Origin of the sequence: Streptomyces griseus subsp. griseus (genome assembly GCF_000720255.1) — a bacterium.
GTDB classification, from domain to species: Bacteria; Actinomycetota; Actinomycetes; order Streptomycetales; family Streptomycetaceae; genus Streptomyces; species Streptomyces griseus_I.
In genome coordinates this window covers 1-26,123 of record NZ_JOJE01000062.1, presented here as the reverse complement: position 1 = coordinate 26,123, position 26,123 = coordinate 1, and the positions used below count along the sequence as shown (strand labels likewise).

The 26,123-nt window shown below is 72.3% G+C and carries 28 protein-coding genes and 1 pseudogene; 12 read left to right on the top strand and 17 right to left on the bottom strand.

Features of this window, described 5'->3' with window-relative positions; translation table 11 throughout:
* The first annotated feature begins 8 nt into the window (after nucleotides 1-8).
* Nucleotides 9-173, top strand: a complete 165-nt coding sequence (locus IG99_RS52425; RefSeq protein ID WP_463607368.1) for a hypothetical protein — start codon at nucleotides 9-11, stop codon at nucleotides 171-173.
* A gap of 110 nt (nucleotides 174-283) precedes the next feature.
* On the opposite strand, the gene IG99_RS40865 is transcribed toward IG99_RS52425, so the two are convergent.
* Nucleotides 284-862 (bottom strand): sigma-70 family RNA polymerase sigma factor, encoded by a 579-nt coding sequence (locus IG99_RS40865; protein WP_037683612.1) that lies wholly within the window; start codon nucleotides 860-862, stop codon nucleotides 284-286.
* A gap of 89 nt (nucleotides 863-951) precedes the next feature.
* Between IG99_RS40865 and IG99_RS40860 the strand changes: the two genes are divergently transcribed.
* Complete coding sequence (locus tag IG99_RS40860) at nucleotides 952-1,938, top strand: MerR family transcriptional regulator (RefSeq protein ID WP_037683611.1); 987 nt, start codon at nucleotides 952-954, stop codon at nucleotides 1,936-1,938.
* A 68-nt stretch (nucleotides 1,939-2,006) separates the two neighbouring features.
* On the opposite strand, the gene IG99_RS40855 is transcribed toward IG99_RS40860, so the two are convergent.
* The 3 genes from IG99_RS40855 to IG99_RS40845 form a co-directional block, all read right to left on the bottom strand.
* Nucleotides 2,007-3,416, bottom strand: coding sequence for a cryptochrome/photolyase family protein (locus IG99_RS40855; protein ID WP_037683609.1), 1,410 nt, complete (start codon nucleotides 3,414-3,416; stop codon nucleotides 2,007-2,009).
* 76 nt (nucleotides 3,417-3,492) lie between these two features.
* Nucleotides 3,493-5,022: an SDR family oxidoreductase gene (locus IG99_RS40850; protein ID WP_037683606.1), complete on the bottom strand. Its 1,530-nt coding sequence runs from the start codon at nucleotides 5,020-5,022 to the stop codon at nucleotides 3,493-3,495.
* A 324-nt stretch (nucleotides 5,023-5,346) separates the two neighbouring features.
* Nucleotides 5,347-6,324: a LysR family transcriptional regulator gene (locus IG99_RS40845; RefSeq protein WP_037683604.1), complete on the bottom strand. Its 978-nt coding sequence runs from the start codon at nucleotides 6,322-6,324 to the stop codon at nucleotides 5,347-5,349.
* A gap of 137 nt (nucleotides 6,325-6,461) precedes the next feature.
* On the opposite strand from IG99_RS40845, the gene IG99_RS52260 reads away from it, so the two are divergent.
* From IG99_RS52260 to IG99_RS40825, 5 genes are all read left to right on the top strand, one after another.
* Nucleotides 6,462-6,545 carry a putative leader peptide gene (locus tag IG99_RS52260; RefSeq protein WP_356352894.1) on the top strand — a complete coding sequence of 28 codons (84 nt, stop codon included), beginning with the start codon at nucleotides 6,462-6,464 and terminating at the stop codon, nucleotides 6,543-6,545.
* Between the two features lie 144 nt (nucleotides 6,546-6,689).
* Nucleotides 6,690-7,811, top strand: a complete 1,122-nt coding sequence (gene sfnG / locus IG99_RS40840; protein ID WP_037683603.1) for a dimethylsulfone monooxygenase SfnG — start codon at nucleotides 6,690-6,692, stop codon at nucleotides 7,809-7,811.
* A 95-nt stretch (nucleotides 7,812-7,906) separates the two neighbouring features.
* Nucleotides 7,907-8,461, top strand: a complete 555-nt coding sequence (gene ssuE / locus IG99_RS40835; protein WP_037683602.1) for an NADPH-dependent FMN reductase — start codon at nucleotides 7,907-7,909, stop codon at nucleotides 8,459-8,461.
* 5 nt (nucleotides 8,462-8,466) lie between these two features.
* Nucleotides 8,467-9,651, top strand: a complete 1,185-nt coding sequence (locus IG99_RS40830) for an SfnB family sulfur acquisition oxidoreductase (RefSeq protein ID WP_037683601.1) — start codon at nucleotides 8,467-8,469, stop codon at nucleotides 9,649-9,651.
* Nucleotides 9,652-9,704: 53 nt separating this feature from the next.
* Nucleotides 9,705-10,844, top strand: a complete 1,140-nt coding sequence (locus IG99_RS40825) for an LLM class flavin-dependent oxidoreductase (RefSeq protein ID WP_037683600.1) — start codon at nucleotides 9,705-9,707, stop codon at nucleotides 10,842-10,844.
* A gap of 132 nt (nucleotides 10,845-10,976) precedes the next feature.
* Here IG99_RS40825 and IG99_RS40820 read toward each other — a convergent pair whose 3' ends face one another.
* From IG99_RS40820 to IG99_RS40810, 3 genes and pseudogenes are all read right to left on the bottom strand, one after another.
* The gene (locus IG99_RS40820) at nucleotides 10,977-11,363 is read right to left on the bottom strand and encodes a VOC family protein (RefSeq protein ID WP_037683599.1); all 387 of its coding nucleotides are present in this window, start codon (nucleotides 11,361-11,363) and stop codon (nucleotides 10,977-10,979) included.
* A 100-nt stretch (nucleotides 11,364-11,463) separates the two neighbouring features.
* Nucleotides 11,464-11,949: pseudogene (locus IG99_RS40815) on the bottom strand (MFS transporter); the annotation flags it as partial.
* Nucleotides 11,950-12,185: 236 nt separating this feature from the next.
* Nucleotides 12,186-13,217, bottom strand: coding sequence for an acyl-CoA dehydrogenase family protein (locus tag IG99_RS40810; protein ID WP_037683596.1), 1,032 nt, complete (start codon nucleotides 13,215-13,217; stop codon nucleotides 12,186-12,188).
* Nucleotides 13,218-13,323: 106 nt separating this feature from the next.
* Here IG99_RS40810 and IG99_RS40805 point away from each other — a divergent pair, with 106 nt between their 5' ends.
* The 3 genes from IG99_RS40805 (at nucleotide 13,324) to IG99_RS40795 (ending at nucleotide 15,285) form a co-directional block, all read left to right on the top strand.
* A complete protein-coding gene (locus tag IG99_RS40805; protein ID WP_037683595.1) occupies nucleotides 13,324-13,677 on the top strand; it encodes a YciI family protein in 354 nt (117 codons plus the stop codon).
* Nucleotides 13,677-14,912 carry an RNA polymerase sigma factor gene (locus tag IG99_RS40800; protein WP_051866550.1) on the top strand — a complete coding sequence of 412 codons (1,236 nt, stop codon included), beginning with the start codon at nucleotides 13,677-13,679 and terminating at the stop codon, nucleotides 14,910-14,912. The genes IG99_RS40805 and IG99_RS40800 overlap by 1 nt, the downstream gene beginning before the upstream one ends.
* Before the next feature lie 112 nt (nucleotides 14,913-15,024).
* The gene (locus tag IG99_RS40795) at nucleotides 15,025-15,285 is read left to right on the top strand and encodes a hypothetical protein (RefSeq protein ID WP_158973349.1); all 261 of its coding nucleotides are present in this window, start codon (nucleotides 15,025-15,027) and stop codon (nucleotides 15,283-15,285) included.
* A 21-nt stretch (nucleotides 15,286-15,306) separates the two neighbouring features.
* Here IG99_RS40795 and IG99_RS40790 read toward each other — a convergent pair whose 3' ends face one another.
* The 7 genes from IG99_RS40790 to IG99_RS40760 form a co-directional block, all read right to left on the bottom strand.
* Nucleotides 15,307-15,879 carry a MarR family winged helix-turn-helix transcriptional regulator gene (locus IG99_RS40790; RefSeq protein ID WP_037683593.1) on the bottom strand — a complete coding sequence of 191 codons (573 nt, stop codon included), beginning with the start codon at nucleotides 15,877-15,879 and terminating at the stop codon, nucleotides 15,307-15,309.
* A 64-nt stretch (nucleotides 15,880-15,943) separates the two neighbouring features.
* Nucleotides 15,944-16,306: a DUF952 domain-containing protein gene (locus IG99_RS40785; RefSeq protein ID WP_037683591.1), complete on the bottom strand. Its 363-nt coding sequence runs from the start codon at nucleotides 16,304-16,306 to the stop codon at nucleotides 15,944-15,946.
* Nucleotides 16,307-16,507: 201 nt separating this feature from the next.
* Entirely contained in the window at nucleotides 16,508-17,221 is a 714-nt protein-coding gene (locus IG99_RS40780; protein WP_037683588.1) for an alpha/beta fold hydrolase, read from the bottom strand.
* A gap of 185 nt (nucleotides 17,222-17,406) precedes the next feature.
* A complete protein-coding gene (locus IG99_RS40775) occupies nucleotides 17,407-18,432 on the bottom strand; it encodes a YihY/virulence factor BrkB family protein (RefSeq protein ID WP_037683586.1) in 1,026 nt (341 codons plus the stop codon).
* Between the two features lie 54 nt (nucleotides 18,433-18,486).
* The gene (locus IG99_RS40770) at nucleotides 18,487-19,302 is read right to left on the bottom strand and encodes a TIGR03943 family putative permease subunit (protein WP_037683583.1); all 816 of its coding nucleotides are present in this window, start codon (nucleotides 19,300-19,302) and stop codon (nucleotides 18,487-18,489) included.
* On the bottom strand, nucleotides 19,299-20,336 hold the full coding sequence (locus tag IG99_RS40765; RefSeq protein WP_078948217.1) for a permease: 1,038 nt from the start codon (nucleotides 20,334-20,336) through the stop codon (nucleotides 19,299-19,301). The genes IG99_RS40770 and IG99_RS40765 overlap by 4 nt, the downstream gene beginning before the upstream one ends.
* Before the next feature lie 74 nt (nucleotides 20,337-20,410).
* Complete coding sequence (locus tag IG99_RS40760) at nucleotides 20,411-21,574, bottom strand: FAD-dependent monooxygenase (RefSeq protein WP_037683578.1); 1,164 nt, start codon at nucleotides 21,572-21,574, stop codon at nucleotides 20,411-20,413.
* A 154-nt stretch (nucleotides 21,575-21,728) separates the two neighbouring features.
* Between IG99_RS40760 and IG99_RS40755 the strand changes: the two genes are divergently transcribed.
* Nucleotides 21,729-22,286, top strand: a complete 558-nt coding sequence (locus IG99_RS40755; RefSeq protein ID WP_037683575.1) for a TetR/AcrR family transcriptional regulator — start codon at nucleotides 21,729-21,731, stop codon at nucleotides 22,284-22,286.
* 10 nt (nucleotides 22,287-22,296) lie between these two features.
* On the opposite strand, the gene IG99_RS40750 is transcribed toward IG99_RS40755, so the two are convergent.
* Nucleotides 22,297-22,839 (bottom strand): P-loop NTPase family protein, encoded by a 543-nt coding sequence (locus IG99_RS40750; protein WP_037683573.1) that lies wholly within the window; start codon nucleotides 22,837-22,839, stop codon nucleotides 22,297-22,299.
* Nucleotides 22,840-23,032: 193 nt separating this feature from the next.
* Nucleotides 23,033-23,452 carry a cupin domain-containing protein gene (locus tag IG99_RS40745; RefSeq protein ID WP_037683570.1) on the bottom strand — a complete coding sequence of 140 codons (420 nt, stop codon included), beginning with the start codon at nucleotides 23,450-23,452 and terminating at the stop codon, nucleotides 23,033-23,035.
* Nucleotides 23,453-23,711: 259 nt separating this feature from the next.
* Between IG99_RS40745 and IG99_RS40740 the strand changes: the two genes are divergently transcribed.
* Nucleotides 23,712-25,370 (top strand): FAD-dependent oxidoreductase, encoded by a 1,659-nt coding sequence (locus IG99_RS40740; RefSeq protein ID WP_037683568.1) that lies wholly within the window; start codon nucleotides 23,712-23,714, stop codon nucleotides 25,368-25,370.
* A 70-nt stretch (nucleotides 25,371-25,440) separates the two neighbouring features.
* Here IG99_RS40740 and IG99_RS40735 read toward each other — a convergent pair.
* Nucleotides 25,441-26,123 (bottom strand): class F sortase (locus tag IG99_RS40735; RefSeq protein WP_051866546.1); only part of this gene is annotated, 683 nt, incomplete at its 5' end.

The following is a 26,123-nucleotide window of genomic DNA, read 5'->3' as shown; positions in this document are numbered from 1 at the left end:
AATGACCGATGACGATGTGGTTGCAGATCACCCCGGCTACGGGGCTGTCGCCGGTGATCCACGCGGCGATGATCATCCAGACGCCCATCGCGCACATGAACCAGCTCGGCCCGTACATGGGCCCGGGTGTCGTGGTGAACCCGACGGCAAGGGCCGCCCTGCGCCGGGTGTGAGCCCGCCCCCGGAGAGCGCCGACCCTCTCCGAGGGCGGGTGCCCCGTCCGTCAGTTCCGTCCGAGGAGTGCCCGCGGATGCAGGAACAGACAGAGTTGCCGACCGGGGCCTCAGACGCTCCCCTCCGGCTCCAGGCGACGGCGCAGCCGGTCCAGGCCGCGCCGCGCGTGGCTCTTCACCGTGCCCAGGGGCCAGCCCGTGCGCTCCGCGATCTGGGTCTGCGTGAGGTCCTCGTAGAAGGTCAGCCGCAGCACCCGCCGCTGGGCCGACGGGAGCTTGGCCAGTTCGCTGCTGACCAGGACGCGGTCCAGCGCGGCCTCGGGGCGGCCGCGCTGCGGATCGGTGAGGGCGAGGGCGGATCCGGCCCAGGTGGCGAGCTCACCGCGGCGGCTGCGGGCGGACAGGGCGTCGGCGATCTTCCGCCGGGCGATGCCGACGATCCAACCGGCGATCGTGCCGCGCTCGGGCCGGTACCCCCGACGTCCGCACCACACGCCGAGGAAGACCTGCTGGGTGACGTCCTCGGCCTCCCTAGGGTCGCCCAGGGAGCGTCGGGCGAGTGCGTGCACCAGGGCGGACCAGCGGTGGTAGGCGGCGGCCAGACACGCTTCGTCACCGGCCACGAGTCCTCGCGCCAGCTCCTCGTCGGCGAGCGACTCCTCGACCGGGGCCCACGGATGCGATCTCATCGAGACGGCTCCTCTCAGGTGCCGCCATCGTCCGGGCAACCGACCGAGCCGCTCAACTTGCATCGGTTTTGCATCGTATAGTCGGTTCCATGGCGAAATGCACGGACGCTGCCGTGAGTCTCACGACCGGTGCGCTGGCGCGTCGCCTGGGTGTGTCGCCCACGACCCTGCGCTCCTGGGACCGCCGCTACGGCATCGGGCCGGCGGTCCGCGCCGACGGCCGGCACCGGCGGTGGAGCCCCGAGGACGTGGTCGTGCTGGAGACCATGTGCCGACTCACGTCCGCCGGAGTGCCACCCGCCGAGGCGGCCCGCACGGCCAGGGGAGGGGCAGCGGTCCGAGCACCCGAGCCGCCCCCCGAGGAGCCCCGCGGCCGCTCGCGTGCCGCGGGCTCGCCGCCCCTCGGCGACGTGCGCCAGGAGTGCCGGGGCCTGGCCCGCGCCGCGGTGCGGCTCGACGTGCCGGTCGTGGACGAGCTGCTGGACTCCGCCGTCGCGGACCACGGGCTGGTCGTCGCCTGGCAGGAGGTCATGGTCCCGACGCTGCACGCCGTGGGACGCAAGTGGGCCTCCTCCGGCGACCGGTACGTCGAGGTCGAGCACCTGCTGTCCTGGCACGTCTCCAGCACCCTGCGTCGGCACACCCGCCCTCCGACGGGACCGGGCGGCACCACCGGCGCCGGGCCCGTCGTGCTGGCCTGCGTACCCGGCGAACAGCACACCCTGCCGCTGGAGGCACTCAACGCCGGACTCACCCGGCTCCGGGTGCCCACCAGGATGTTCGGCGCCGCCGTACCCGCCGAGGCACTCACCGCCGCGGTGGAGCGGCTCGGCCCGGTGGCCGTCGTGCTGTGGGCGCAGTCCCGCTCCTCGGCGAGCGTGCCCCTGGCCCGGCACGTCGCCGACGCGCAGTGGGGTGTCCGGGGCGCCCGCGGACGGCCCACGGTGATACTCGGCGGCCCCGGCTGGCTCGGCCGCCCCGCCCCGGGGATGCTCCGGCCGACGACCCTGCGGGATGCGCTGGACACCCTGTCCGGCCCGTACGGCGGCGAGGCGCCCGCCGGGCCGGAGACGTGAGCCGGTGACGCACGGCGGGACCCGTAGTCGTGGCCGAAACCGCGCCGCCCCTCCGCACGCCCGGTCCGTCAGTCGCGGTCTCGCCCTCGCCTGAACCGCGCGAGCCCCTCCGCGAGGTCGACGATCGGGTCCGGGTAGTCGACGGCGGCCCGGTCCAGGCCCCGCAGCTTCCACGGCTCGTGCACGGCGGCTCCGTCGAGGCCCCCCAGTTCCGGCACCCAGCGCCGCACGTACGCCCCGTCCGGGTCGTAGCGCTTGGCCTGCGTGACGGGGTTGAGGACCCGGTTCGGCCGGCTGTCGGTGCCCGTTCCGGCCATCCACTGCCAGTTGAGCTGGTTGTTGGCGACGTCGCCGTCGACCAGCAGCTCCAGGAAGTGGCGCGCGCCGACCCGCCAGTCGACGTACAGCGTCTTGGCGAGGAAGCTCGCCGTCAGCAGGCGGCCGCGGTTGTGCATCCACCCCTCGTGCCGCAGCTGGCGCATGGCGGCGTCGACGACCGGGTAACCGGTGCGGCCCTCCTTCCACGCCTCGACGTCCTCCCGCGCGATGCGCTCGGACCGCCAACGGTCACGTTTGGTGCGGTAGTCGGCCGTGGCCGCCCCGGGACGCGCGGCGAGCACCTGCCGGTGGAAGTCACGCCACGCCAGCTGCCGTACGAACGCCTCCGCGCCCGGGCCGCCCACGTCGCGCGCCCGCCGGACGAGATCGACGGGGGAGAGGGTGCCGAAGTGCAGATGGGGCGAGAGGCGGGAGGTCGCGTCGCCCGCGAGGTCGTCATGGCGGTCCTCGTACGCGGCGATGCCACCGCGCAGCCAGGAAACCAGCCGTCTCCTGCCTTCCGATTCGCCTCCGCGGGCGACCCCCGGAGACACACCTGAGAGGTCCGCGCGGGAAGGCAGTTCCTCGGATCCGACCCCGTCGGGGACCCGTACCGACCTGGGGGCGCCGAGCGTCTCGCGTGTCCTGTGCCGCGACCACTGCCCGAAGTACGGCGTGAACACCGCGAAGTGGTCCGAGGAGGCCGGGGTCACCTGCCCGGGCGGGACCGCCGTGGTCACCGTGTCGTGCACGTGCAGCCGCAGCCCCTCCGCCTCCAGCGCGCGCCGCAGCCGCCGCTCGCGCCGGTGGGCGTGGGCACTGACGTCGGCCGCCATGTGCACCTCGTCCGCCTCCGCCTCGGCGGCGACCTTGCACACCTCCTCGACGAGGTCACCGGAGCGGACCACCAGACGCCCGCCCCGCTCGCGCAGACCCGCGTCGAGGTCGTGCAGGCAGTCGGCGAGGAAGGCCAGCCGGTTGGGTACGGCGAACCCGGCGGCGTCCACGGCCCGGTCCCGGACGAAGAGCGGAACCACCTCGCGGGAGCCCTGTGAGCCGTGGGAGCCCCCGGTGTCGTGGGGACCGTCGAGGGCCGCCCGCAGCGGCGGATGGTCGTGCAGCCGCAGATCGGCCGTGAACAGGACGACGGAGACGTTCATGGGGCGAACTCCGGTGAGGAGAGGAAATCGGTACCGGGGTACTTCGCCGTGAGGCGGTCCTTCGGATGCGCCTGCGTCAACGCAGCGGCGCGCGTTCCCGGCTGCGGACCGCTGCGCCCGTCTCCGCGGCCTGCGCGATGTTGCGGGCCATGCCGCCGAACACCACGGCGTGGAAGGGTGAGACGCTCCACCAGTAGGCCTGGCCGAGCAGCCCGTGCGGATGGAACAGGGCACGCTGGCGGTAGCGGGTGCGGCCGTCGTCGTCCGTCTCGCAGCGCATCTCCAGCCAGGCCAGGCCCGGCAGCCGCATCTCGGCCCGCAGTCGCAGCAGCCGGCCCCGCTCGATCTCCTCCACCCGCCAGAAGTCCAGCGAGTCGCCGACCCGTAGCCGTGACGCGTCCCGGCGCCCACGACGCAGCCCCACCCCGCCGACCAGCCGGTCCAGCCACCCTCGCACCGCCCAGGCGAGGGGGAAGGAGTACCAGCCGTTCTCGCCGCCGATCCCCTCGACGACCCGCCACAGGGCCTGGGGCGAGGCGTCGACGGTCAGTTCCCGGCAATCGCTGTAGAGGCTTCCTCCGGCCCAGTCGGGGTCGGTGGGCAAGGGGTCGCTCGGGGCCCCGGGCACGGAGGCGGACGACCACCGGGTCGTCACCCGGGCGTCCCGGACGCGCTGGAGGGCCAGCCGCACCGCCTCGTCGAAGCCGAGCAGGCAGCCCGGCGGGTCGGGCACGTACCGGGCGATGTCGTGCTCGTGGCAGACCACCTCGTGCCGCAGCGACTCGGTGAGGGGCCGGGCGATGGACGCCGGCACGGGCGTCACCAGACCCACCCAGATGCTGGACAGCCCGGGGGTGAGTACCGGGAGGGGCACGATGAACCGGCGGGGCAGACCCGCGACCTCCGCGTACCTCAGCATCATCTCCCGGTACGTCAGCACGTCCGGCCCGCCGATGTCGAAGGCCCGGTTCACGTCCTGCGGCATCCGGGCGCTGCCGACGAGAGCGCGCAGCACGTCCCGTACCGCCACGGGCTGGATGCGGGTGTGCACCCAGCTCGGGGTGACCATCACGGGGAGCCGCTCGGTGAGGTAGCGCAGCATCTCGAACGAGGCCGACCCGGAGCCGATGATCACCGCCGCCCGCAGCACGGTGGCCGGGACCGCCGAGTCCAGCAGGATCCGGCCGACCTCGGCCCGCGAGCGCAGGTGCGGCGACAGCTCGCGCTCCGGCACGCCGGCCGGGGTGAGACCCCCGAGGTAGACGACGCGTCGCACTCCCGCCGCCCGGGCCTGTTCGGCGAAGACGCGCGCCGCCCTGCGGTCGGTCTCCTCGAAGTCGTCACCGGTGCCGAGCGCGTGCACCAGGTAGTAGGCGACGTCCACGTCCCGCATGGCCTCGGCGACCGACCCGGCATCCGTGACGTCTCCCCGTACCGCCTCCGCCTCGTCGGACCACGGATGGCCGCGCAGCCGGTCGGGGGAGCGGGCCAGACAGCGCACCCGGTATCCGGCGGCGAGCAGTTCCGGGACGAGCCGGCCACCGATGTACCCCGTGGCACCGGTCACCAGGCAGCGCGGGCCCGCGCCCCGTTCGTCACCCTTCATCAGGTCTCCGCTTCCGTGTCGGCGTCCGCGTGTCGGTGTCCCCCCTGCGGATCTCTTCCCCGGGGAGACGGGCATCGGATGCGGCGAAAGGGTGTCCGCCCCTGGCAGGAAGCGGTATGACCAACCCGTATGAACATGGACACGGCGATCCGGGGCAGGCGTTACGGGGAAGAGGAATGTCCAACTCGACAGAGGATGCCGGAGGTGCTGCCGCTATGGGCGCGAAGGTGTTGGAGCGGTTTCCTGCGGGAGCTCCGCGCGGATCGTGGCCGGCGGAGGAATTCGCGGCGGCTCGCCGCGCGGAGGGTGAGCCCGCCACCGTCGTCATGGACCTGAAGTCGGACGCCTTCCTGGTCGTGGTCCGGACGCGGGAGGACGACTGACCGGGCCCGGCAGGGCGCCGACCAGCGCTGTCCGGGCCCGCCGCACGAACACCGTGTGCAGGTCCCGCGCGGCCTGCGGTACCGACTCCGCCCTGCGCCGCCGCAGCATCATCAGCACGCGGGTGGCGTCGCCGGCGATCGGCCGGTGGGTGATCGCGCCGAGCCGCTCCAGCGGGTCCCCGATCACGCTGAAGTCCGGCAGCACCGTCGCCCCCAGCCCCTCGGCGACCATCAGCTTGCCCATCTCGGCGCCGTCGGTGGAGTAGGCGAAGGCCGGGCCGCGGCCGTCCAGGAGCCGGTGCACATAGCGGTGCATCACATAGCCCGAGCGCATGCCGATCAGCGGCTCGCCGACCAGGTCGTCCGCCGACACCGAGGACAGGGACGCCAGCGGGCTGTCCGGGCGCACGCACACCACCGGCCTGCCGCGCAGCAACTCCGTGGACTCGAAGTCGGCGGGCATGTCGTCGCCCTCCAGATGGTTCACCAGACCCAGATCGAAGGCGCCCTCCAGCAGCGCCCGGTGGATGTCCGTCTGCTGCGCGCCCACCACCTCGACCTGGGTCAGGGGGTGCGCGGCGCGGAACTCCCGGACCACCGGGATGAGCAGCGGCACGGTCGCCGCGTTCACCGTGCCGACCCGCACCATCCGGCTGATGCGGTGCTGCTCACCGGCCGCCGCCCGCAACCGGTCCACCGCGTCCAGGACGTCGATGATGTGCGGCAGCAGTTCACGGCCCGAGGCGCTCATGGTCGCCCCGGAACGCTTGCGTTCGAGCAGATCCACCCCCAACTCGCGTTCCAGGTTGCGCACCGTCTCGCTCAACGCGGGCTGGGAAAGTCGGAGTTCATCGGCGGCCCGACGCAGTGAACCGAGCCGTGTCACCGCCGCGATGTATTCGAGCTGTTCCGTTCGCACAGCTGAAGAATGCGGGCCTCTTCGACGGCGGTTCAAGGGAATCCCTGTCACACCTTCGTGAAATTCAATGGTCCGCGATGCGAGACCGGTCGGGTTTACCTTGACGGCCGAGACCGGCGGCTGCCACGATCGACGACATGAAGATGCGACTGGACCTCACGCGGCGACGCCATGTCGACCTCGCGCGCGTCTCCAGCGCCTCCTGTTGCCCCGCGGCCTGATCACCCTTCCGGGATCCGCCGCGCTTTCCTCTCCTTTTCCCGCCTGAATTCACCGCGCCCACGCGCGCCTGATCACCGTCACGGTGCCCGGCGCCGGTTCATGAATTCGGCGTGCCCGAAAGCATTCCGCAACAGGAGTTCCGCATGCCCGCAGAGCCCGTGAAATTCGCCTACTGGGTCCCCAACGTCAGCGGGGGACTGGTCACCAGCAAGATGGAGCAGCGCACCGACTGGGGGTACGAGTACAACCGCGAACTCGCCGTCCTCGCTGAGAACAACGGCTTCGACTACGCCCTCAGCCAGGTTCGCTACATGGCCGGCTACGGCGCCGAGTACCAGCACGAGTCGACCAGCTTCAGCCTCGCCCTGCTCCTCGCCACCCAACGCCTGAAGGTCATCGCCGCCGTCCACCCCGGCCTGTGGCACCCCGGCGTCCTGGCCAAGCTCGGCGCCACCGCCGACCACCTCTCCAACGGCCGCTTCGCGGTCAACGTCGTCTCCGGCTGGTTCAAGGGCGAGTTCACCGCCCTCGGTGAGCCATGGCTGGAGCACGACGAGCGCTACCGCCGCTCCGAGGAGTTCATCCGCGCCCTGCGCCAGATCTGGACCGAGGACCACACCGAACTCGCCGGTGACTTCTACCGACTGCGGGACTTCTCCCTCAAGCCCAAGCCGCTCAACACCCCCGAACGCCCCCACCCGGAGATCTTCCAGGGCGGCAACTCCACCGCCGCCCGCGCGATGGCCGGCCGGGTCTCCGACTGGTACTTCTCCAACGGCAAGGACTTCGACGGGGTGACGGAGCAGATCGCGGACGTACGCGAGTCCGCCGCCGGAGCGGGCCGTACGGCACCCAAGTTCGGCCTCAACGGTTTCCTCATCGCCCGCGACACCGAGGCCGAGGCCCGCGACACCCTCCGCGAGATCGTCGCCAGGGCCGACAGCGAGGCCGTGGCGGGCTTCGGCGCGGCCGTGAAGCAAGCCGGTCAGTCCACCGCCGACGGCAAGGGCATGTGGCAGGACTCCAGCTTCGAGGACCTCGTCCAGTACAACGACGGCTTCCGCACCGGCCTCATCGGCACCCCCGAGCAGATCGCGGAACGCATCGTCGCCTACAAGAAGCTCGGCGTCGACCTGCTCCTGCTCGGCTTCCTCCACTACCACGAGGAGGTCGAGTACTTCGGCAAGCGCGTCCTGCCCCTCGTGCGCGAGCTGGAGGCCCAGCTGCCGGACACCGAGAGCGCTTCCGTTCCCGTCCACGCCTGACCGCCTCCACGCCTGACCGCCTCCGCGCCTGACCGCCTCCGCGCCTGACCGCCTCCGCGCCTGTTCGCCTCCGCGCCTCTTCGAAAAGAGAACCCATGGCCATCGTCCTGTCCGTTTCCGGCAGCCCGTCCGTCTCCTCCCGCACCAACCGCCTGCTGCGCCACCTGGACCAGCGGCTCGTCGCACAGGGACATGAGGTGATCGCGCTCGACGTCCGCACGATCCCCGCCGAGGCCCTGCTCGGAGCGGACTTCCGGCACCCCGCGATCGTCGAGGCCACCGAACTGTTCGAGCGGGCCGACGCGGTCGTGGTCGGCACACCCGTCTACAAGGCGTCGTACTCCGGCGTCCTCAAGGCGCTCCTCGACCTGCTCCCGCAGTACGCCCTCACCGGAAAGACAGTGCTCCCGCTCGCCACGGGCGGCAGCGTCGCCCACGTCCTGGCCATCGACTACGCCCTGCGTCCCGTCCTCACGTCCATGGGCGCCGCCCACATCGTGCAGGGCTGGTTCACCCTCGACAAGGACATCACCCTGCACGAGGACGGCTCGCTGAGCGTCGCGCCGAGTGCCTCCGAGTCGCTCACCCAGGTGGTCGACCAGTTCTCGGCAGCCCTCGGGCGCACCCCGCTCCTGGCAGCGGCGGGCTGAGCGCCATGTCCGCCCACGTCATCGCCGACGAGGCCGAGGCGCTCGCGGTCGCGGCCGCGCTGGCCGACGAGTTCCGCCCGGGCGCCTGCGAACGCGACGCCCGGCGGCGCTTGCCCCGCCCGGAGCTGGACCGCCTGTCGGCGTCCGGGCTGCTCGCCGTCAGCGTCCCCGCCGAACACGGCGGGGCGGACGTGGGCGCCGGGACCCTCGCCGAGATCTTCCGGCTGCTCGCCTCCGCCGACGGCAGCCTCGCCCAGATCCCGCAGAGCCACTTCGTCTACGTCAACGTGATCCGCCGTCAGGGCGCGCCCGAGCAGCAGAAGTTCTTCTTCGCCGAACTCCTCGCCGGCCGCCGCCTCGGAAACGCCCAGTCGGAAGCGGGCACCCGGCACGTCCAGGACATCCGCACCCGCCTGATCCCACGCCCCGACGGATCGTACGTCCTCAGCGGCGTCAAGCACTACGCAACCGGCGCCCTCTTCGCCGACTGGATCCCGGTACTCGCCCGCGCCGAGGACGACACCCTGCACGTCGCCTGCGTACCCCGCGACGCCCCCGGCCTCACGGTGATCGACGACTGGGACGGCCTCGGCCAGCGTACGACGGCCAGCGGCACCGTCCGCCTGGACGACGTCCCCGTACCGGCCGACCGGGTGCTGCCCCACCACCTCACCTTCCATGGCCCCCAACTCCACGGCGCGGTAGCACAGTTGCTGCATGCCGCGATCGACGCCGGAATCGCCGGCGACGCACTGGTCCAGGCCGTCGAGTTCGTGCGGACCAAGAGCAGGCCATGGTTCGAGAGCGGGGTCGAGACGGCCGCCGAGGACCCGCTGCTGATCCAGCGGTTCGGTGAACTCGCCCTCCAGGTACGCGCGTCCGAGGCGCTGCTGCGTGAGGCCGCCCGCGCGGTGGACGCGGCGCGTGCCGACCTCACCGACGACTCGGCCGCCGAGGCGTCCATCGCGGTCGCCGCGGCGAAGGTGCGGGCCGCTCGGACAGCCGTGGAGGTCGCGAGCGCCCTGTTCGAGGTGTCCGGCACCCGCTCCGCCCTCAACTCGCTCAATCTGCATCGCCATTGGCGCGACGCACGCACCCACACCCTGCACGACCCGGTCCGCTGGAAGATCCAGCACATCGGCCGGTACGTGCTCAGTGGCACCCGGCCACCCCGCCACGGCCTGCTCTGAAGGGCACACCCCCGTGACCAGTTACCGCGGACCTTCCTGATCGGAGACCCCACGTGTCCCTCACCTTCCACTGGTTCCTCCCCACCAACGGCGACAGCCGCCATGTCGTCGGCGGCGGCCACGGCACACCGGCGACTTCCTCCGGACGGGACCGGCCGCCGACGGTCGCCTACCTCAGTCAGATCGCCCGAGCCGCGGAGGATCTGGGCTTCGTGGGTGCGCTCACCCCCACCGGGGCCTGGTGCGAGGACGCGTGGCTGACCACGGCGATGGTCAGCCAGGCGAGCGAGCGCCTCAAGTTCCTCGTCGCCTTCCGGCCCGGCTTCGTCTCGCCGACACTCGCCGCGCAGATGGCGTCCACCTTCCAGCGGCAGACCGGCGGACGGCTGCTCCTCAACGTCGTCACCGGCGGCGAGAGCCACGAGCAGCGGGCCTACGGCGACTTCCTCGACAAGGACGACCGGTACCGCCGTACCGGCGAATTCCTCGAAATCGTCAGGGGCTTGTGGGAGGGCAAGACCGTCGACCTGAAGGGCGAGCACCTCCAGGTCGAGGAGGCCAGGCTGGCCCGGGTCCCCGACCCGGTGCCCGAGGTCTACTTCGGCGGATCCTCACCCATCGCCGGTGAGATCGCCGCTCGGCACGTCGACGTCTACCTCACCTGGGGCGAGCCGCCCGCACAGGTCGCGGAGAAGATCGCGTGGATCCGTGGACTGGCCGCGCGCGAGGGGCGCACCGTGCGCTTCGGCATCCGGCTGCACGTCATCACCCGCGACACGTCCGAGCAGGCGTGGGCGGAGGCCGACCGGCTGCTGGCGGGATTCGACACGGAGACCGTGCGGTCCGTACAGGCCGGGCTCGCCCGCAGCGAGTCCGAGGGCCAGCAGCGGATGCTCGCGCTGCACGGCGGCAACCGGGACCGCCTCGAGATCCATCCCAACCTGTGGGCGGGCATCGGGCTGGTGCGCGGGGGAGCGGGGACGGCGCTCGTCGGGAGTCACGAGGAGGTGGCCGACCGCATCAAGGAGTACGCCGCGCTGGGTATCGAGGAGTTCGTGCTGTCCGGCTATCCGCATCTGGAGGAGGCCTACTGGTTCGGCGAGGGGGTGCTGCCACGGCTGGCCCGGGACGGGGTGTGGACGCACCCGGTCGCCCAGCAGGCGCCGTCGGTGCAGGTGCCCTTCGCCGGGTGAGCGGGGTGGCCGTCTTCCCTCTGGGACCGCCGTGGTGAAGCGGATCCGACAGGGGTGGACCAAAGGGGCCCGTCAGTAGGCTGACGGACCCCCGTGCCGCACCTGGAGGGCCACCTCACCGGCAGCCGGGGATCAGGCTTCGGCGTCCTGCGGGTACCAGCGCAGTTCGACGGTGTTGCCGTCGGGATCCCTCACGTAGACGGACTGGGCCGAGCCGCGGGCGCCCCAGCGCGGGACGGGGCCCTCTATGACGTCGAAGGTTCCGGAGCGGATGACCTCCTCCCAGTCGAGCGGGTCCACGACCAGGCAGATGTGGTCGACGTTGGACTCGCCCCGGGGGCGGGAGAACAGGTCGATGACCGTGCTCTCGTCGATACGTACGGACGGGAAGGGCACCTTGCCGGCCCGCCATTCCTCGACCCGCTCGGGTGCCAGGCCCAGGGGGCCGGTGTAGAACGCGAGCGCCCTGTCGACATCGGTCACATTGAGTACCAGGTGGTCGAACGCTATGACGCGCATGGGGACTCATCTGCCTTTCTGGGAATTGCTCGTCGGAATAGGATGGTCATGATCATCCCCGGGCCTGTCACCGCGGCCCGCAGCGGCCCCTCCTCCGTTGTCAGCCGAGGACCAGCAGTGTGGCAAGGGCCGGGCCGAGGGCTCCGCCCATGAGGTGGGCGAGTAGGAACACACCGATGCCGGTCGGGCGCCGGCCTTCCGGCACGGCGGAGGCGGCGGTCATGGACTGGGTGGCGTTGTCACTGGTGGGGCTGAAGACGGCGAGGCCGATTGCGAGGAACAGGACGACAGGGCTGTGGGCGAAGACCGCCGTGACAGCGGCCGCTGCTCCTGCTCCGAGCAGGACTGCTCCCACCCCGGTCCGACTCAGGCGGGCGGAGACGGCCGCGAAGGCCAGGGTGAGCGCGGACCCGGCGATCATGGCGATCATCTGGCCCGCGGCCACCGATCCGGTGGCCCAGTCCGCGCGGTCGGAGATCAGCTGCGGGATCGCGAACAGCAGGGTGAAATACGAAGTGGAAAGGGCGAGGGCGATCAGAACCGAGCCGCGGAAGAGACGGGAGCGCAGCGCGGTCGCTGGGACGTGGCCGTCGGGACGCGCTGAGCCACAGCGCCGTGCGCGTACCGCGCCGCCTCAGCAGCGTGGCGACCAGCGGTGTGCCGACGGCTGGGCGCGGTGGGCCCACTGCTCGGTGAGCGCCTCACCGGCCCGGTCTCCTGGCCGACCCGGCACACACATGGCTGCGCCAGGCAGTGTCGAGGAGCAGTCGACCCGGAAGCCCCGATCGTGCCCGCGCGACGCAGCCGCACAGTGCCGCGTCCCTAGACGATCAGGGCGTTGAGATGAGCCCTGCGTGATTCGGCGGTCTGGCCCTGGACCAGGAGGAACAGGGCCTCACGGGCCAGGCGTTGGGCCTTGCTGCTCAGGGCCATGGTGCGGCCGCCGCCCGTCACCACGGCCGCCGTGGTGGCCGCGCGGAGCAGTTCGAACGACTGAGTGCGCAGGGCCAGCCGCTCCTCCTCGTGCTCGTGGGGAACCGAGTGGTCGGCGAGGGCATAGGCCCTGCCGCGGATCTCCTCCAGACGGGAGCGCAACGGGGCCGCCGTGTCGTCGTCCAGGAGGCCGAGGGCCGTCTCCGTGACGCCGAACGCCGCGGGGGAGGCGTTGAGGGTCTTCAGCCGGTCGGTCGCGGCCCACTCCCCGTACGGCCGGCGCAGGACCACGGACTCCTCGGGCAGCCACAGGCCGTCCAGCTCCAGCGACACCGTCCGCGCGGCGGTGAGAGCCACGAGCCGCATCGGCGCCGACGCCCGCAGACCCGGCTGCTCCCGCGCCTCCGTGAACGCGAACAGGGCCTCATCGGCGTCGGTGACCCCGGCGAGCAGCATCACGTCGTTCAGACCCCATCCGGTGTACCAGGGCACCGTGCCGTCGAACCGCCACCCGGAGCGCTCGCGGGTGACCCGTACCGGGGTTCGCGGGTAGCCGCGCAGGTGGGCGTAGGCCACGCCGGACAGCAGTTCACCGCGGGCCAGCGGGCCGAGGAGCCGTTCGCGCACGGCGGTCCCGCTCTTCGCCAGCGTCGCCACCGGCGTGTGGTGCTGGGTCTGCACGAACCACGTCGAACAGCACGCCCCGGCCAGGATCTCCGCCGTCTCCCGGCCCACTGCGGCGGGTGCCCCCGCACCGCCGTACGCCTTCGGCGCGCCCACGCCGAGCAGCCCGGACCGCCTGATCTCCTGGATGTGCTCCTCGGGTACGCCCTCCTGGTCCACGCGCTCCGCGTGCGGGGCGAGGAGGTCGTCCGCGATCTGCCGCGCACGGCCGACGAGAGGGTGCGATGTTGTGGTCATGGGGACGATTCTTCGACGTCTCGGGCCAGGGTGTCGATCGGGCCGCCCGCTGTTCGTGTAGGAGGTGACACAAGCCGAGCGAACCACCGACGCCAAGGAGACCGTCATGAAGTACTACCTGCTCAGCGTGGTGCAGCCCAGCGAGGGCGAGCGTCCCGCGCCCGAGGCGCTCGCGGAGATCAACCGCAATCTCCAGACCTTCCACCAGGAACTGCGCGAGGCCGGCGCCTGGGTCTTCGCCGGCGGACTGCACGGCCCGGAGACGGCCACCGTGCTGCGGCCCGACGGCGGCGACGTGCTGATCACCGACGGCCCGTACGCCGAGGGCAAGGAGTACCTGGGTGGCATCTGCCTGATCAAGGCCCCCGACCTGGACGCGGCCCTGCGGTGGGGCCGCCGGGCGGCCTGGGCCACCACCCTCCCCATCGAGGTGCGCCCCTTCATGGGCGAGGCCGTCTGATGCACACCGAGGGCGGGGGAGCCGGCGGCGCACAGCCACCGCCCCTCGACGTCGAGACCGTCTTCCGCGCGGAGTACGGCCGCGCGGTCGCCGTTCTCGTCCGCTTCCTCGGCGACATCGATCTCGCCGAGGAAGCGGTCCAGGACGCCTTCACGACGGCCGTCCGGAAGTGGCCGGAGACCGGGGTCCCTCCCAGCCCGGCCGGGTGGATCATCACCACCGCTCGCAACCGCGCGATCGACCGGATGCGCCGGGAGGCCACCCGGGGCGCCCGGCACACCGAGGCGGCCCTGCTGTACGCACCCGACGCACCGGCACAGGAGGGTCCCGTGCGTGACGACCGGCTCCGACTGATCTTCACCTGCTGCCATCCGGCCCTCGCCGCCCAAGCCCAGGTCGCCCTGACCCTGCGCCTCCTCGGCGGACTCACCACCGCCCGGATCGCCCGGGCCTTCCTGGTGCCCGAACCGACGATGGCCCAGCGTCTGGTCCGCGCCAAGGCGAAGATCCGGGACGCCCGGATCCCCTATCGGGTGCCCCGCGACGCCGATCTGCCCGACCGGCTGCGGGGCGTCCTGGCGGTCGTCTACCTGATCTTCAACGAGGGCTACACGGGCGACCCCGAACTGTGCGCCGAAGCTGTACGACTGGGCCGGCTCCTCACCGAGCTGATGCCGGACGAACCCGAGGCGACCGGGCTGCTGGCGCTGACGCTGCTCGTCGAGTCGCGCCGGCCCGCCCGCGTCGGCGCCGACGGCGCACTCGTCGCGCTGGGTGAACAGGACCGCACCCGGTGGGACGCCGATCTGATCGCCGAGGGCCAGTCGCTGGTCCGCCGCTGCCTGCGCCGCAACCAGCCCGGCCCCTACCAGATCCAGGCAGCGATCCACGCCGTGCACAGCGACGCGCCGACCGCGGACACCACGGACTGGGGCCAGATCCTGCGTCTCTACGACCAGCTCATGGCCCTCGCGCCGAGCCCCGTCGTCGCCCTCAACCGCGCCGTGGCGCTCGCCGAGACCGAGGGCCCGGCCCCGGCCCTCGCCGCGCTGGACGGTCTCGACCTCGCCGACTACCACGTCCTCCACGCGGTCCGCGCCGACCTGCTGCGCCGCCTGGGCCGCGACACGGAGGCGGTACGGGCCTACGACACCGCACTCACCCTCGTCGAGAGCCCGGCCGAGCGCGGCTACCTGGAACGAAGACGCCGCGAGCTCGCCCCGGACTCCCGCTGAGAGCGTTGTCATTCCCCCCGGACGGAGCAACGCGGGCAGCCAGCAGGTGATGCGCACCGGCCCGGGCCCCATCCTGAGCTCATCGAACGCCGGATACGCGAGGAGCACCGAGATGGCAGCCCAGCCCGTGACCCATGAGACTCCCTGCGCCATGATGCGCCGCGAGGCGAAGTCCGCCCGCACCGAGATCCGAAGCCTCGGAAAGCAGATCAGCCACCTCGACCAGGAGATCGCCGAACTCGGCGGACAGCCCGACCCGGACCAGCAGGCGATCGCGGCCCTCAAGCAACGACGGGACAGCCTGCGGGTCAAACTCGAACAGGACGAGTTGTCCCTTCAGACCCTCGAGGACGTGATCAGCGAGAACTGCTGATCCGGCCCGGCCGGGGTCGGGTCAGGCCTTCGGACGGCGCCCGCTGCGTCGGGGAGCCGGGTCGGCGCCGTCGAGCAGGGTGAGGCGACGCTCCTCGCCGTGCTCCTCCACCTGCCGTACGACCTGCCGCAGGCCCTCGGCGACGGACCGGCACTCCTCGTCGCTGAGCCGTCCGGCGACGAACGCCTCCTCATCGTTGAAGGCGGGGAACACCCGCCGCATCAGCGCCTCCCCCTCCTCGGTGAGGCTCAGCAGGACCAGCCGGCCGTCGGTGGGATGCCCGGTCCGGCGGACGAGCCCCCGCCCCTCCAGCGTGCGCGACACGCCGGTGAGCGTCCCCTTGGAGATCCCGGCCTCCTCCGCCACGTGCCGGGTCTCCGACTCGCCCCAGACCCAGACGACCCACAGCACGACGAACGCCGTCCAGGTCAGATCGGCACCGCGCAGCACCGAGTTCTCGAGGTGCTGCCGGACCGCCGAGGCGGCCCGGTAGATGTTGGCCACGACGGCCATCTGCTCGCGTCGGACGGGAATGCCGCCGAGCTTCGCCGCCGCCAGCTTCTCCGCCTCGGTGATGGACCGATGACCGGGCACAAGCACACGCTCCTTTGATCGTTCGGCACCAAATTGTAGATCCGGCGGCTCGGGCGGGGTGTCGTCACCTCACCTCGTCCAACCCCGCGGCCCGTCCCGCCTCGTCCCACCGGACCTCCAGGACCCGTACGACGGCGTCGCGGTCGAGGGGCCCGAACACATGGGGGAACGAGACGTCCCCGGCGACCCCGGGCGGCGGGGCGGGGGCCGCGGCCTCCCACTCCACGCGGGTGGTGAGCCGGTCCTCGTCGAGAACCAGGGCCAGCAACGGCCTCGGCGCATCCGTGTAGAAGGCGTTGGCGACGGCCAGCGTCGTCTCCTCGTCGGGGGAGCAGTGCACGAAGCCGTCCTCCGCCAGGGAGGCGGGGGCGTACGGCCGGCCGGGGACGGCATGCCATTCGGCGTGCGGAACGAGGTGATAGATCATGGTCCGGTTATACCTCGTGCCGCTCCGGCCGGGGACGCGCGCGGCCCCGGGACCGGCCGGTGCGGACGGACCGCGAAGTCCTGGTGCGGTGGTGAGGAGCGGGCGCGAGGCCGACGTGGTTCGACCCGGGGACGGACGACACCGACCGCGACGACTCGGGGCGCGCCCGGACAGGCGCGCCCCGATGCCTCGCGGTCGGGCTCAGGCGACGCCGGCGGCCGCGTTGAGGATCGTGGCGGTGACGGCCTCGGGGCTGGAGGCCGGCAGCGCGTGGGAGGCGTTCGGCACGAGCGTGGCTTCCTTGGCGCCCGCGCGCTCGGCCATGAAGCGGTGCGCCTCCAGCGGGATGTTGCGGTCCAGCTCGGGGAAGACGAACCAGGACGGGACGGTCTTCCACGCGGGCTCACCGGAGGCCTCGTTGAGCGCCGTGTCGCGCAGCGGGCGCTGGGCCGCGGCGTTCAGCGTGGCCTCCTCGGCCGGCAGGTCGGCGGCGAACTGCTGGTGGAAGGCGTCCTGGCGGATGTAGAAGTCATTGGTGCCGTCCGCCAGCGGCACGACGTGCAGGACGTCGGGCAGGGTGCTGCCGGGGAACTTGCCGGTCAGCTCACCGATGCTCTCACCGGACTCCGGGGCGAACGCGGCGACGAACACCAACGCCCGCACCCCGGGCACGCCACGTGCCGCGTTCGAGGCGACCGCCCCACCGTAGGAATGGCCGACGAGTACGACCGGCTCCTCGATCGACGTGAGCAGGCTCCGCAGTGCCTCCGCGTCACCGGACAGGCCGCGCAGCGGGTTGGCGAACGCGATCACCCGGTGCCCGGCCGCCTGGAGACGCTCGGTCACGGAGTTCCAGGCGGAGGATTCGGCGAACGCCCCGTGCACGAGAACGACGGTGGGCTGGGTACCGGTCATGGGTCACTTCTCCTGATCATCACGTGCACGACGAGACCGCTCGAGGCGCACGACACCACCCGCGCACGACACCACCCGCGCACGACACCACCCGCGCACGACACCACCCGCGCACGACACCACCCGCGCACGACACCACCCGCGCACCGCACCACCGGCACCGCACCCCGTCGGTACGCCCCCGGTCACTCCATCCGGCGCTGATCGTCCTCGGTCCACGCCCGGGTGTCCCGCGGCGGAACGTACGGCTCCTCATCGGCCGGCATGCCCCCGAGGACGGCGCGCTGACGCGAGAGCTCCGCGTCGAATTCCAGACCCAGCAGGATCGCGATATTGCTGATCCACAGCCACACCAGGAAGACGATCACCCCGGCGAGGGTGCCGTACGTCTTGTTGTAGGAGGCGAAGTTAGCCACGTAGAAGGCGAACCCGGCAGAGGCGATCAGCCAGATCACCAGGGCCAGCACACTGCCCGGGGTGATCCACTTGAAGCCGCGCCCCTTCACGTTGGGCGCCGCCCAGTACAGCAGCGCGATCATGACAGTGACGAGAACGACCAGCACCGGCCACTTCACGAACGCCCACACCGTCAGCGCCGTGTCCCCGATCCCCAGCGTCGCACCGGCCTCGCGCGCGATGTCGCCGGTGAACACCACGATCAGGGCGCTCACCACCGCCAGCACGAGCAGCGACACCGTCACGCCCAGGCGGACCGGCAGCACCTTCCAGACCGGGCGGCCCTCCGGGATGTCGTACACGGCGTTGGCCGAGCGGATGAAGGCGGCGACGTAGCCGGACGCCGACCACACCGCCAGGACCAGGCCCAGGACGGCCATGACCGAGCCGATGCCGCCCCGGCCCTGCAGCTGCTGAACCGCGTCGCTGATGATGTCGCGGGCCGACCCGGGCGCCAGCGTCCTGATGTTGTCCAGGACCTGGTCCGTGGCCGACTTGCCCGCGATCCCCAGCAGCGAGACCAGCACGAGCAGCGCCGGAAACATCGACAAGACCCCGTAGTACGTCAGCGCCGCGGCGCGGTCGGTGAGCTCGTCGTCCTCGAACTCCTTGACCGTCCCCTTCAGCACCGCCACCCAGGACTGCTTGGGCAACTGGGTCGGCTGGTCCGGCTCCCGCCCTTTCGCCCGCTGTTCCTGCTCGACCTGCGCCGATGGTCGGCCTTCTCGGTGTTCAGACTTCGCGATTCGTCCCATATGGGCGGGGTAACCCAGGTCGCCCGGCTCATGCGTGGCCGGGCGTGTCGCCTTTCAGCGCGGGGCGGGCGGAAGAGCGTCGAGGTAGGCGTTGAAGGGGCGCTCGATCTTCTTGACCGCGACGGCGTCGAGCGCGGCCCCGGCGGAGCTCGTGCCCAGGGTCCCGCCTGGATGCCAGGTGCCGGTGACCGTCACCCAGGTGTTCGCCGGCAGAGCGGTGGAGCCGTGGACCCGTACCTTCACGGACCGGGCGTCCGCGGCGCAGCACGAGAAGATGATCCGGGTCAGATCCCAGCTGTCGCCCGCCCCGTCCGGGGTCACGAACCCCGTGAGCTGCACGCTGCGCCCCTTGATGGCCTGCTTGCGGTCCTGCTGCACCCGCTCGGTGAAGTCGGTCAGGGTCATCGGCAGCGGCGAGGTGGCGGGCAACGGATCGAAGCCCTCCCGCTCCGGAACCTTCGCCACGGCCTGGGGCTCGGCGCGGGAGGCCGTGTAGGCGCCGAGCGTGGGCGGAGCGTAGAACAGCAGACTGAGCGCGGGGAGGAGCAGCAGCCAGGCGACCCGGGGTGTGCCGGAGTGGTCATGGCCGTGGTCATGAGCGGCCGGGGCGCTGTCGTGGTCATGAGTGGCCGGGTCGCCGTCCGGGTCGTGGTGGTCGTCCCTGTCCCCGTGCCGGGCACCGCCTCCGGACCGCCGCCGGTACGACCATGCCTCCGCCGCTCCCAGCACGAGCAGCAGAGCCCCCGACGCGATCAGCATCGGACGCATCCCCGGCTTGACGTACCTGAGGTAGAGGTCGGTGAAGAGCGAGGCGTGCAGCAGGGCGAGGCCGATGAGCACGAGCAGGACCAGTTGTACGAACCGTCTCACAGCAGCACCCCTCCGATCAGCACGCTGCACACGACGGCGACGACGGTCGTCGCGGCCGAGAAACGCACCGCGAAGGCCCGGCCGAACGTGCCCGCCTGAAGGGCGATGAGCTTCAGGTCGACCATCGGGCCGACCACCAGGAACGCCAGCCGTGCGACGGGCGAGAAGCCGGTGAGCGACGCGGCGACGAAGGCGTCGGCCTCGGAACACACCGCGAGGACGATGGCGAGCGCGGCCAGGAACAGCACCGACAGCCAGGGCGAGCCGGAGAAGGTGTCGAGTACGGAGCGGGGCACCGCCACGTTGAAGGTGGCCGCCGCCATGGCCCCGACCACCAGGAAGCCGCCCGCGTGCAGGAAGTCGTGCTGGAAGCCGAGGCGGAACTCCGTCCAGCGGCTGTGCCCCGGCCGGTGCCCGGTGTGCCGTACGGACGGCCGCAGCCACTCCGCGCGGCCCAGCCACAGCCACAGCCAGCCCATCAGGGCGGCGGTGGCGAGTGAAGCGAGCAGCCGGGCCAGCACCATGGCGGGGCTGCCGGGGAAGGCGACGGCGGTGGCGGTCAGCACCACCGGGTTGATGGCGGGGGCCGACAGCAGGAAGGCGAAGGCGGCGGCCGGGGTGACACCGCGGCCGATCAGGCTGCTCGCCACCGGCACCGAGGCGCACTCGCAGCCCGGAAGGACGACTCCGGCGATCCCGGCGACCGGGACGGCGAGCGCGGGCCGCCGGGGCAGCACCCGGGTGAACACCCGCGCCGGGACGAACGCGTTGATCGCCCCCGACAGGGCGGTGCCCAGCAGCAGGAACGGCATCGCCTGCACGGTGATGGCGAGACACACCGTCCGCCAGGCCTGAAGGGCCGGTTCCTCCAGGAACCGGCCGACGACGAAGAGCACCGTGCCCGGCACGACGGCCGCCGCGACCAGCAGGAGCCCCCAGGAGCTGGGCCGGCCCCGCACAGAGGTGTCGTCGCGGGCCACCGCGTCCGCGAGCGCCGCCTCCGCCTCCTCGTTCCGTTCGTCTGTCTTCTGCATCCCCACCCCTTGGTTGTTCGCGTCGAACATAGCGGTAGCGGGGACCACCACCGACCACCCCGCCCCCCTCGCGGTCACCCCAGCTCAGGCGGCCTCCAGTCGGCGTGCCGCAGGACGGCGCGGACCGTCACGCGGGACGGCGCCAGCCGGAGCGCGGTGTCGCGCACGGCGACGGCCAGCGGATGGGCGAGCCGCTGGCCCATCCGTCCGGCCTGGCGCGCGGCGCGGGCGACGGCCTGGCTGCGCGGGCGGCGCTCGGCGTCGTAACGGGACAGCCCCGCGTCGACCGTCGGCTCGGCGGCGAGCGCGGCGGCCAGCACGACCGCGTCCTCCAGTGCCTGGCAGGCACCCTGGCCGAGGTGGGGCGTCATCGCGTGGGCGGCGTCGCCGAGCAGGGCGATCCGCCCCGCGGCGAAGGCGGGCAGGGGCGTCACCAGCTCATGGATGTCGTGGTGCAGGACGGCGTCCGCTCGCGTGCCGTCGAGCAGCGCCGGGATCGGCTCGTGCCAGGAGCCGAAGCGGCGACGCATCTCCGCGAGGACGTCGGGGTACCGCACACCGACGGGCGCGTTGTACACCGCGTGCCACTCGGCCCGGCCGTCGACGAACGCGATGTGACCGAACTCGGCGCCCCCGCCCCAGGTCAGTTCGAAGTCGGCGTCCAGTCCGACGGGCCGTTCCGTGATCGCGCGGACCACGGTCGAACCGCTGTAGGTGGGCCCGGGGTGGTCGGGGAACAGCTGCGCGCGCAGCCGACTGTGGACGCCGTCGGCGGCCACCACCAGATCCACCTCCTTCACGCCGTTCCCCACCGGCACGCGCACCCGCCCGGAGTCCGTGCCCACCACGGACGTCACCTCGACCCCGACGACCAGGCACTGCGCAGGCAATGCGGCGCGCAGCAGCCGGTGCAGCTCGGCGCGCGATATGCCGACGATCGGCGTGCCCAGCTCGCGTTCGAGCGCGGCCCCGTCCATCCGGGCCAGTCGGCGGCCCGCCGGGGCACGTGTACCCCCCGTGTACTGGGGGCGGGCGGCCGCGCGCACCCGCGCACCGAGGCCGGCGTCGAGCGCGTCCAGCGCGCGCAGGCCGTTGGCGTGCAGGGAGATCCCCGCGCCCACGTCGGCCAGGACGGGCGCGCGTTCGACGACGGTCACCTCCCAGCCCACCCGACGCAGCCCGATCGCGACGGCCAGCCCGCCGATGCCGCCCCCGACCACCACCGCACTTCCACCCATGCCCGGCCTCCCGTCCACCCCGTGTCGCCGCCTCGCGGAGATCTCTCGCCTCGCCTTCTACGGATGTAGAAAAAGAGGCGAGACGGGAGACTACTCCGTCCGGTTGCTCCGTCCCTCTACGGGTGTAGAAAGGCGGGCGTGTAGAAAGAGGGGCATGTCCACCGATCGACGCACCGTCCTCGCCGACGCGGCCATCGACGTGCTCGCCGAGGCCGGAATGCGGGGCCTGACCCATCGCGCGGTGGACCGGGCCGTGAAGCTGCCGCCCGGCACGACCTCCGCGTACTACCGCACCCGCCAGGCGCTGCTCACCGCGCTCGTCCGGCGCCTCGTCGCACTCGACCAGGCCGAACTCCAGGCGATCGGGGAGCGGACGCCCGCCCTGCGGAACGCGGAGGAACTCGTCGCGGGGCTCGGCGTCTTCATCGAGGGCCGGCTCACGGGAGCCGGGCGGCGACGCTCCCTCGCCCGCTACGCCTGCGCCATCGAGAGCGTGCGCCAGCCCGAGCTGCGGGAGATCCTCGTACCGCGCGAGAACGCGGCCAGGCAGGCCGTGCAGGACTTCCTGACGGGGCGGGGGCACGCGGACGCCGAGGAGCGCACCGTCACCCTGCTGGCGTGCGTCGACGGGCTGGTCTTCGACAGGCTGGTGGCCGGCGGGAGCGTGTCCGACGCGGAGCTCCGCGGGCTGGTGGCGGCGGCCCTGCGGTGAGTGCCGGCCGTCAGGTGCCGCTCGGCGCCTCGGCGGACACGTCGAGACCGGACGCCCGCATCACCCGGTCGATCGTCGCGCACAGCGAGCTGTCGGCCGGGACCACGGTCTCCACACCGCCCGGCAGCAGGTCCGACGGCCGGTACCAGGAGCGCAGTTCGGCCGCGCCGACCTCGTCGGCGATCGGCTTGGTCGCGTGCCGGACGAGGGTCTCCTCGAAGGGGACGTCCAGGTAGAAGCAGTGACTGCGACCCGGGTAGTCGGCCAGCAGCCCGGCGAGCATCTCGCCGTAGTGCGCGACGTACAGGATGCCTTCGAGCACCGTGTGGAAGCCGTGGTCGAGGGCGTGCCGGACGGTGAGGTCGATCAGGCGGATGTTGGCGCCGCCGGGGATGTCCCGCTCGCGCAACACCTCACGGCGCAGGACGTCCTGGCTCACCAGGGCGATGCCCCGTCCGTACCGCGCACGCAGTCCGGCGGCCACCGAGCTCTTCCCGGACGCGCTGTTGCCGCGCAGGATCACCAGCCGGGTGGAGGAGGGAGGAGTCGTCATTCCGGTCAGCGTACCCACGAGGATGAGGTAGGCTTGATCTTGAGCAGGCCGCCGGAACTCCGGTGGCGGTGCCGCGCGTTGGTGGTCCAAGGAAAGACGCCCCGCTTCCTGCGGGGAAATGCAGGTGCAAGGCCTGCCCGGCGCTCCGGATGCGAGCCCCACCCCCATATCAGGGGGTGGGGCTCGTTGCGTCCTAGACCGTCTCCGCCGCCTCCACCGACCCCTCCGCCGTTCCCTCAGTGTCCACGTGCCCGAGGTCGGGCCGCGGGGCCAGCGGCCCCAGGTGGAACACGAGTCGTGCCTCGTCCGTGCCCACGTTGCGGAAGCGGTGGCGCAGGTACGGCGGGATCAGCAGCCCCTGACCGATGCGGAGGGGGTGCGGCTCGCCGTCCAGGTCCACCTCGAAGGTGCCGTGGGTGACGTACACGAACTCCTCGGAGTACGGATGGTAGTGCTCCGCGATGCGTTCCCCGGGCTGCACCAGCGCCACGCCCATGAACCCGCTGGTCGAGCCGACGGTGGTGGGCGTGAGAAGGGCGCGGACGTCACCACCACGCCGGCGGTTGGGCGCGGCGTCGGCGAGGGAGACGATGCGGGCCTGTCGCTCTGTCATGTCAGTCACTCCGAGGACGAGAAGCGGGAGAGGAGGGCGAGAGAGGAAGGGGGAGGGGAGGGAGGCGGACGTACAGGGGTGCACACCTGTTCCTCGTGAACGCGTCACGACGATCGTGGGTCGTGCCCGGGAACACCGCGAACCAGGCGCGTCAAGCGGGTGAAGCCTGAGCCGCCGTCCGCCCCGGGTGGCATGCATCAAGGGCCAGGCCGTGCCGCACGCGGCCGATTCGGCGGACACGACATGCTGGAGGCGAGAGATGAACTCAAGAGCCGAACAGGCCGACAACAAGACCCACAGGGTGCCGGTCCTCATCGTCGGCGGTTCCCTGGTCGGCCTGTCGACCTCGCTGTTCCTGGGCCGGCTGGGGGTGCCGCACACCCTGGTGGAGCGCCACGCCGGCACCTCCATCCACCCGCGGGGCCGCGGCAACAACGTCCGCACGATGGAGCTGTTCCGGGTCGCCGGCACCGAGCCGGCGATCCACGAGGCGGCGGCCACGCTGGCCGACAACCACGGCATCCTGCAGACGCCCACCCTGGTCGGCGACGCGGGCGAGTGGCTGTTCCGGCAGATCGACCCGGGCAACGGACTGGCCCGCTTCAGCCCCAGCTCCTGGTGCCTGTGCAGCCAGAACGACCTGGAGCCCGTCCTGCTCGACCACGCCCGCCAGCTCGGCGGCGATCTGCGCTACCACACCGAACTCATGTCGTTCGACGCCGACAGCGACGGCGTCACCGCCGTCGTCAAGAGCCGTGAGACCGGCGATCACACCACCTTCCGCGCGGACTACCTCGTCGCCGCGGACGGCCCCCGCAGCCCCGTCCGCGAACAGCTCGGCATCGGACAGAGCGGTCCCGGCGACCTGTTCCACAACGTCAGCGTCACCTTCCGCTCCCGTGCCCTCGCCGACGTGGTCGGCGACCGTCGCTTCATCGTCTGCTACCTCACCAGCCCCGACGCCGACGGCGCCCTGCTGCCGGTGGACAACCGGGAGAACTGGGTCTTCCACGCCCCCTGGCACCCCGAACACGGCGAGACCCTGGAGGAGTTCACGGACGAGCGGTGCGTGGAGCACATCCGCCGCGCCGTCGGCGTCGCGGACCTCGACGTCGAGATCACCGGCAGGGCGCCCTGGCACGCAGCCCAGCGCGTCGCCCGCAGCTACCGCTCGGGACGCGTCTTCCTGGCCGGCGACTCCGCCCACGAGATGTCACCCACCGGGGCGTTCGGCTCCAACACCGGTATCCAGGACGCCCACAACCTCGCCTGGAAACTGGCCGCGGTGCTGGGCGGCTGGGCGGGGGAGGGCCTGCTGGACACGTACGACGCCGAGCGCCGCCCGGTCGCGGAGGCGACCAGCGCCCGCGCCGCCGCCCGGTCGGTCGAGCACAGCCACCCCGGCTTCGCCCCGGCGCCCGGAACCGGTGGCGGCGGCCCCCAGCGCGGCATCCTCAACGTGGCCCTCGGCTACCGGTATCCGCAGGGCGCGGTCGTCGGCGCCGACCCCGAGACCCCGGTCGTCCCGGAGGGGCTGAGCCTGACGGGGGAGCCCGGCAGCAGGGCACCGCACCTGTGGCTGCGCCACCGGGGCGAGCGGGTCTCCACCCTCGACCTCTACGAGCGCTCCCTGGTCCTCCTCAGCGACGCCACCGCCGGGAGCGGATGGCACGAGGCCGCCCTTCGCGTCGCCGCGGAACTGTCCGTCCCGCTCACCTCGTACCGGGTGGGCGACGGCACCGACGCCGACTTGATGCCCGAGGGCGACACGGACTGGTCGGAACTCCACGGCGTCACAGCCGAGGGCGCGGTGCTCGTCCGTCCCGACGGTTTCGTCGCCTGGCGTTCCCTGGTCACGGTCCGGGACCCCGAGTCGACGCTCCGGCAGGTCCTCGGCGGGCTGCTGGCGCGGCCCTGACGCCCTCACAGAACCACCACAGCACCGTGGCGCCCCATACCGGGCGCCACGGTGCTGTGGCGAGCGTGCGTCAGATCAGGTGGGCGAAGACGACGAGGTTGTCGGTGTAGTCCCGCACCGAGCGGTCGTAGTCGCCCGCGCAGGTGATCAGACGGGCCTGGGCGGTATCTGTGTCGTCGTAGACACGGTCGCTGGGGAAGCTGTCCTTGTCGAAGGTCTCGACGCTGTCGACGCGGAACGTCGCTCTGCGGCCGTCGGCGCGGGTGACGTAGAAGGTGTCGCCCCTGTCGAGTTCGCCGAGGCGGACGAAGACGGCGGCGGACGTCTTGGTGTCGACGTGTCCGGCGATGATCGACGTGCCGATCTCCCCGGGCGAGGCGCCTCCGGCGTGCCAGCCGACGAGGTTGGTGTCGTCCGCGGGCGGCGGTTCCAGATGGCCGTTCGCGGCGATGGAGAGGTCGGTGAAGGGGGCGTCGACGTCGATCTTGGGGATGTGCAGACGCAGCGGCTCGGCACGGGGGAGGTGCTTGCCGGACCGCTCCGGCGTGTCGGCCGCCGTCGACTCCCGTGCCGTGGGCGCGGCCGGGGCGGCGCGGGGCGGCTGGGGAGCGGGGGCCGGCGTGTCGTCGTGGCGGCCGAGCAGGGTGAGCCCCAGGGCGAGCACGGCGACGGCACACAGGATCGTCACGCGGGAGGAGGAAGCCTGCTCCTCGGCCGGCGCCGGCGCCGGCGCCGTGTCCGGGGTGGGGGTGG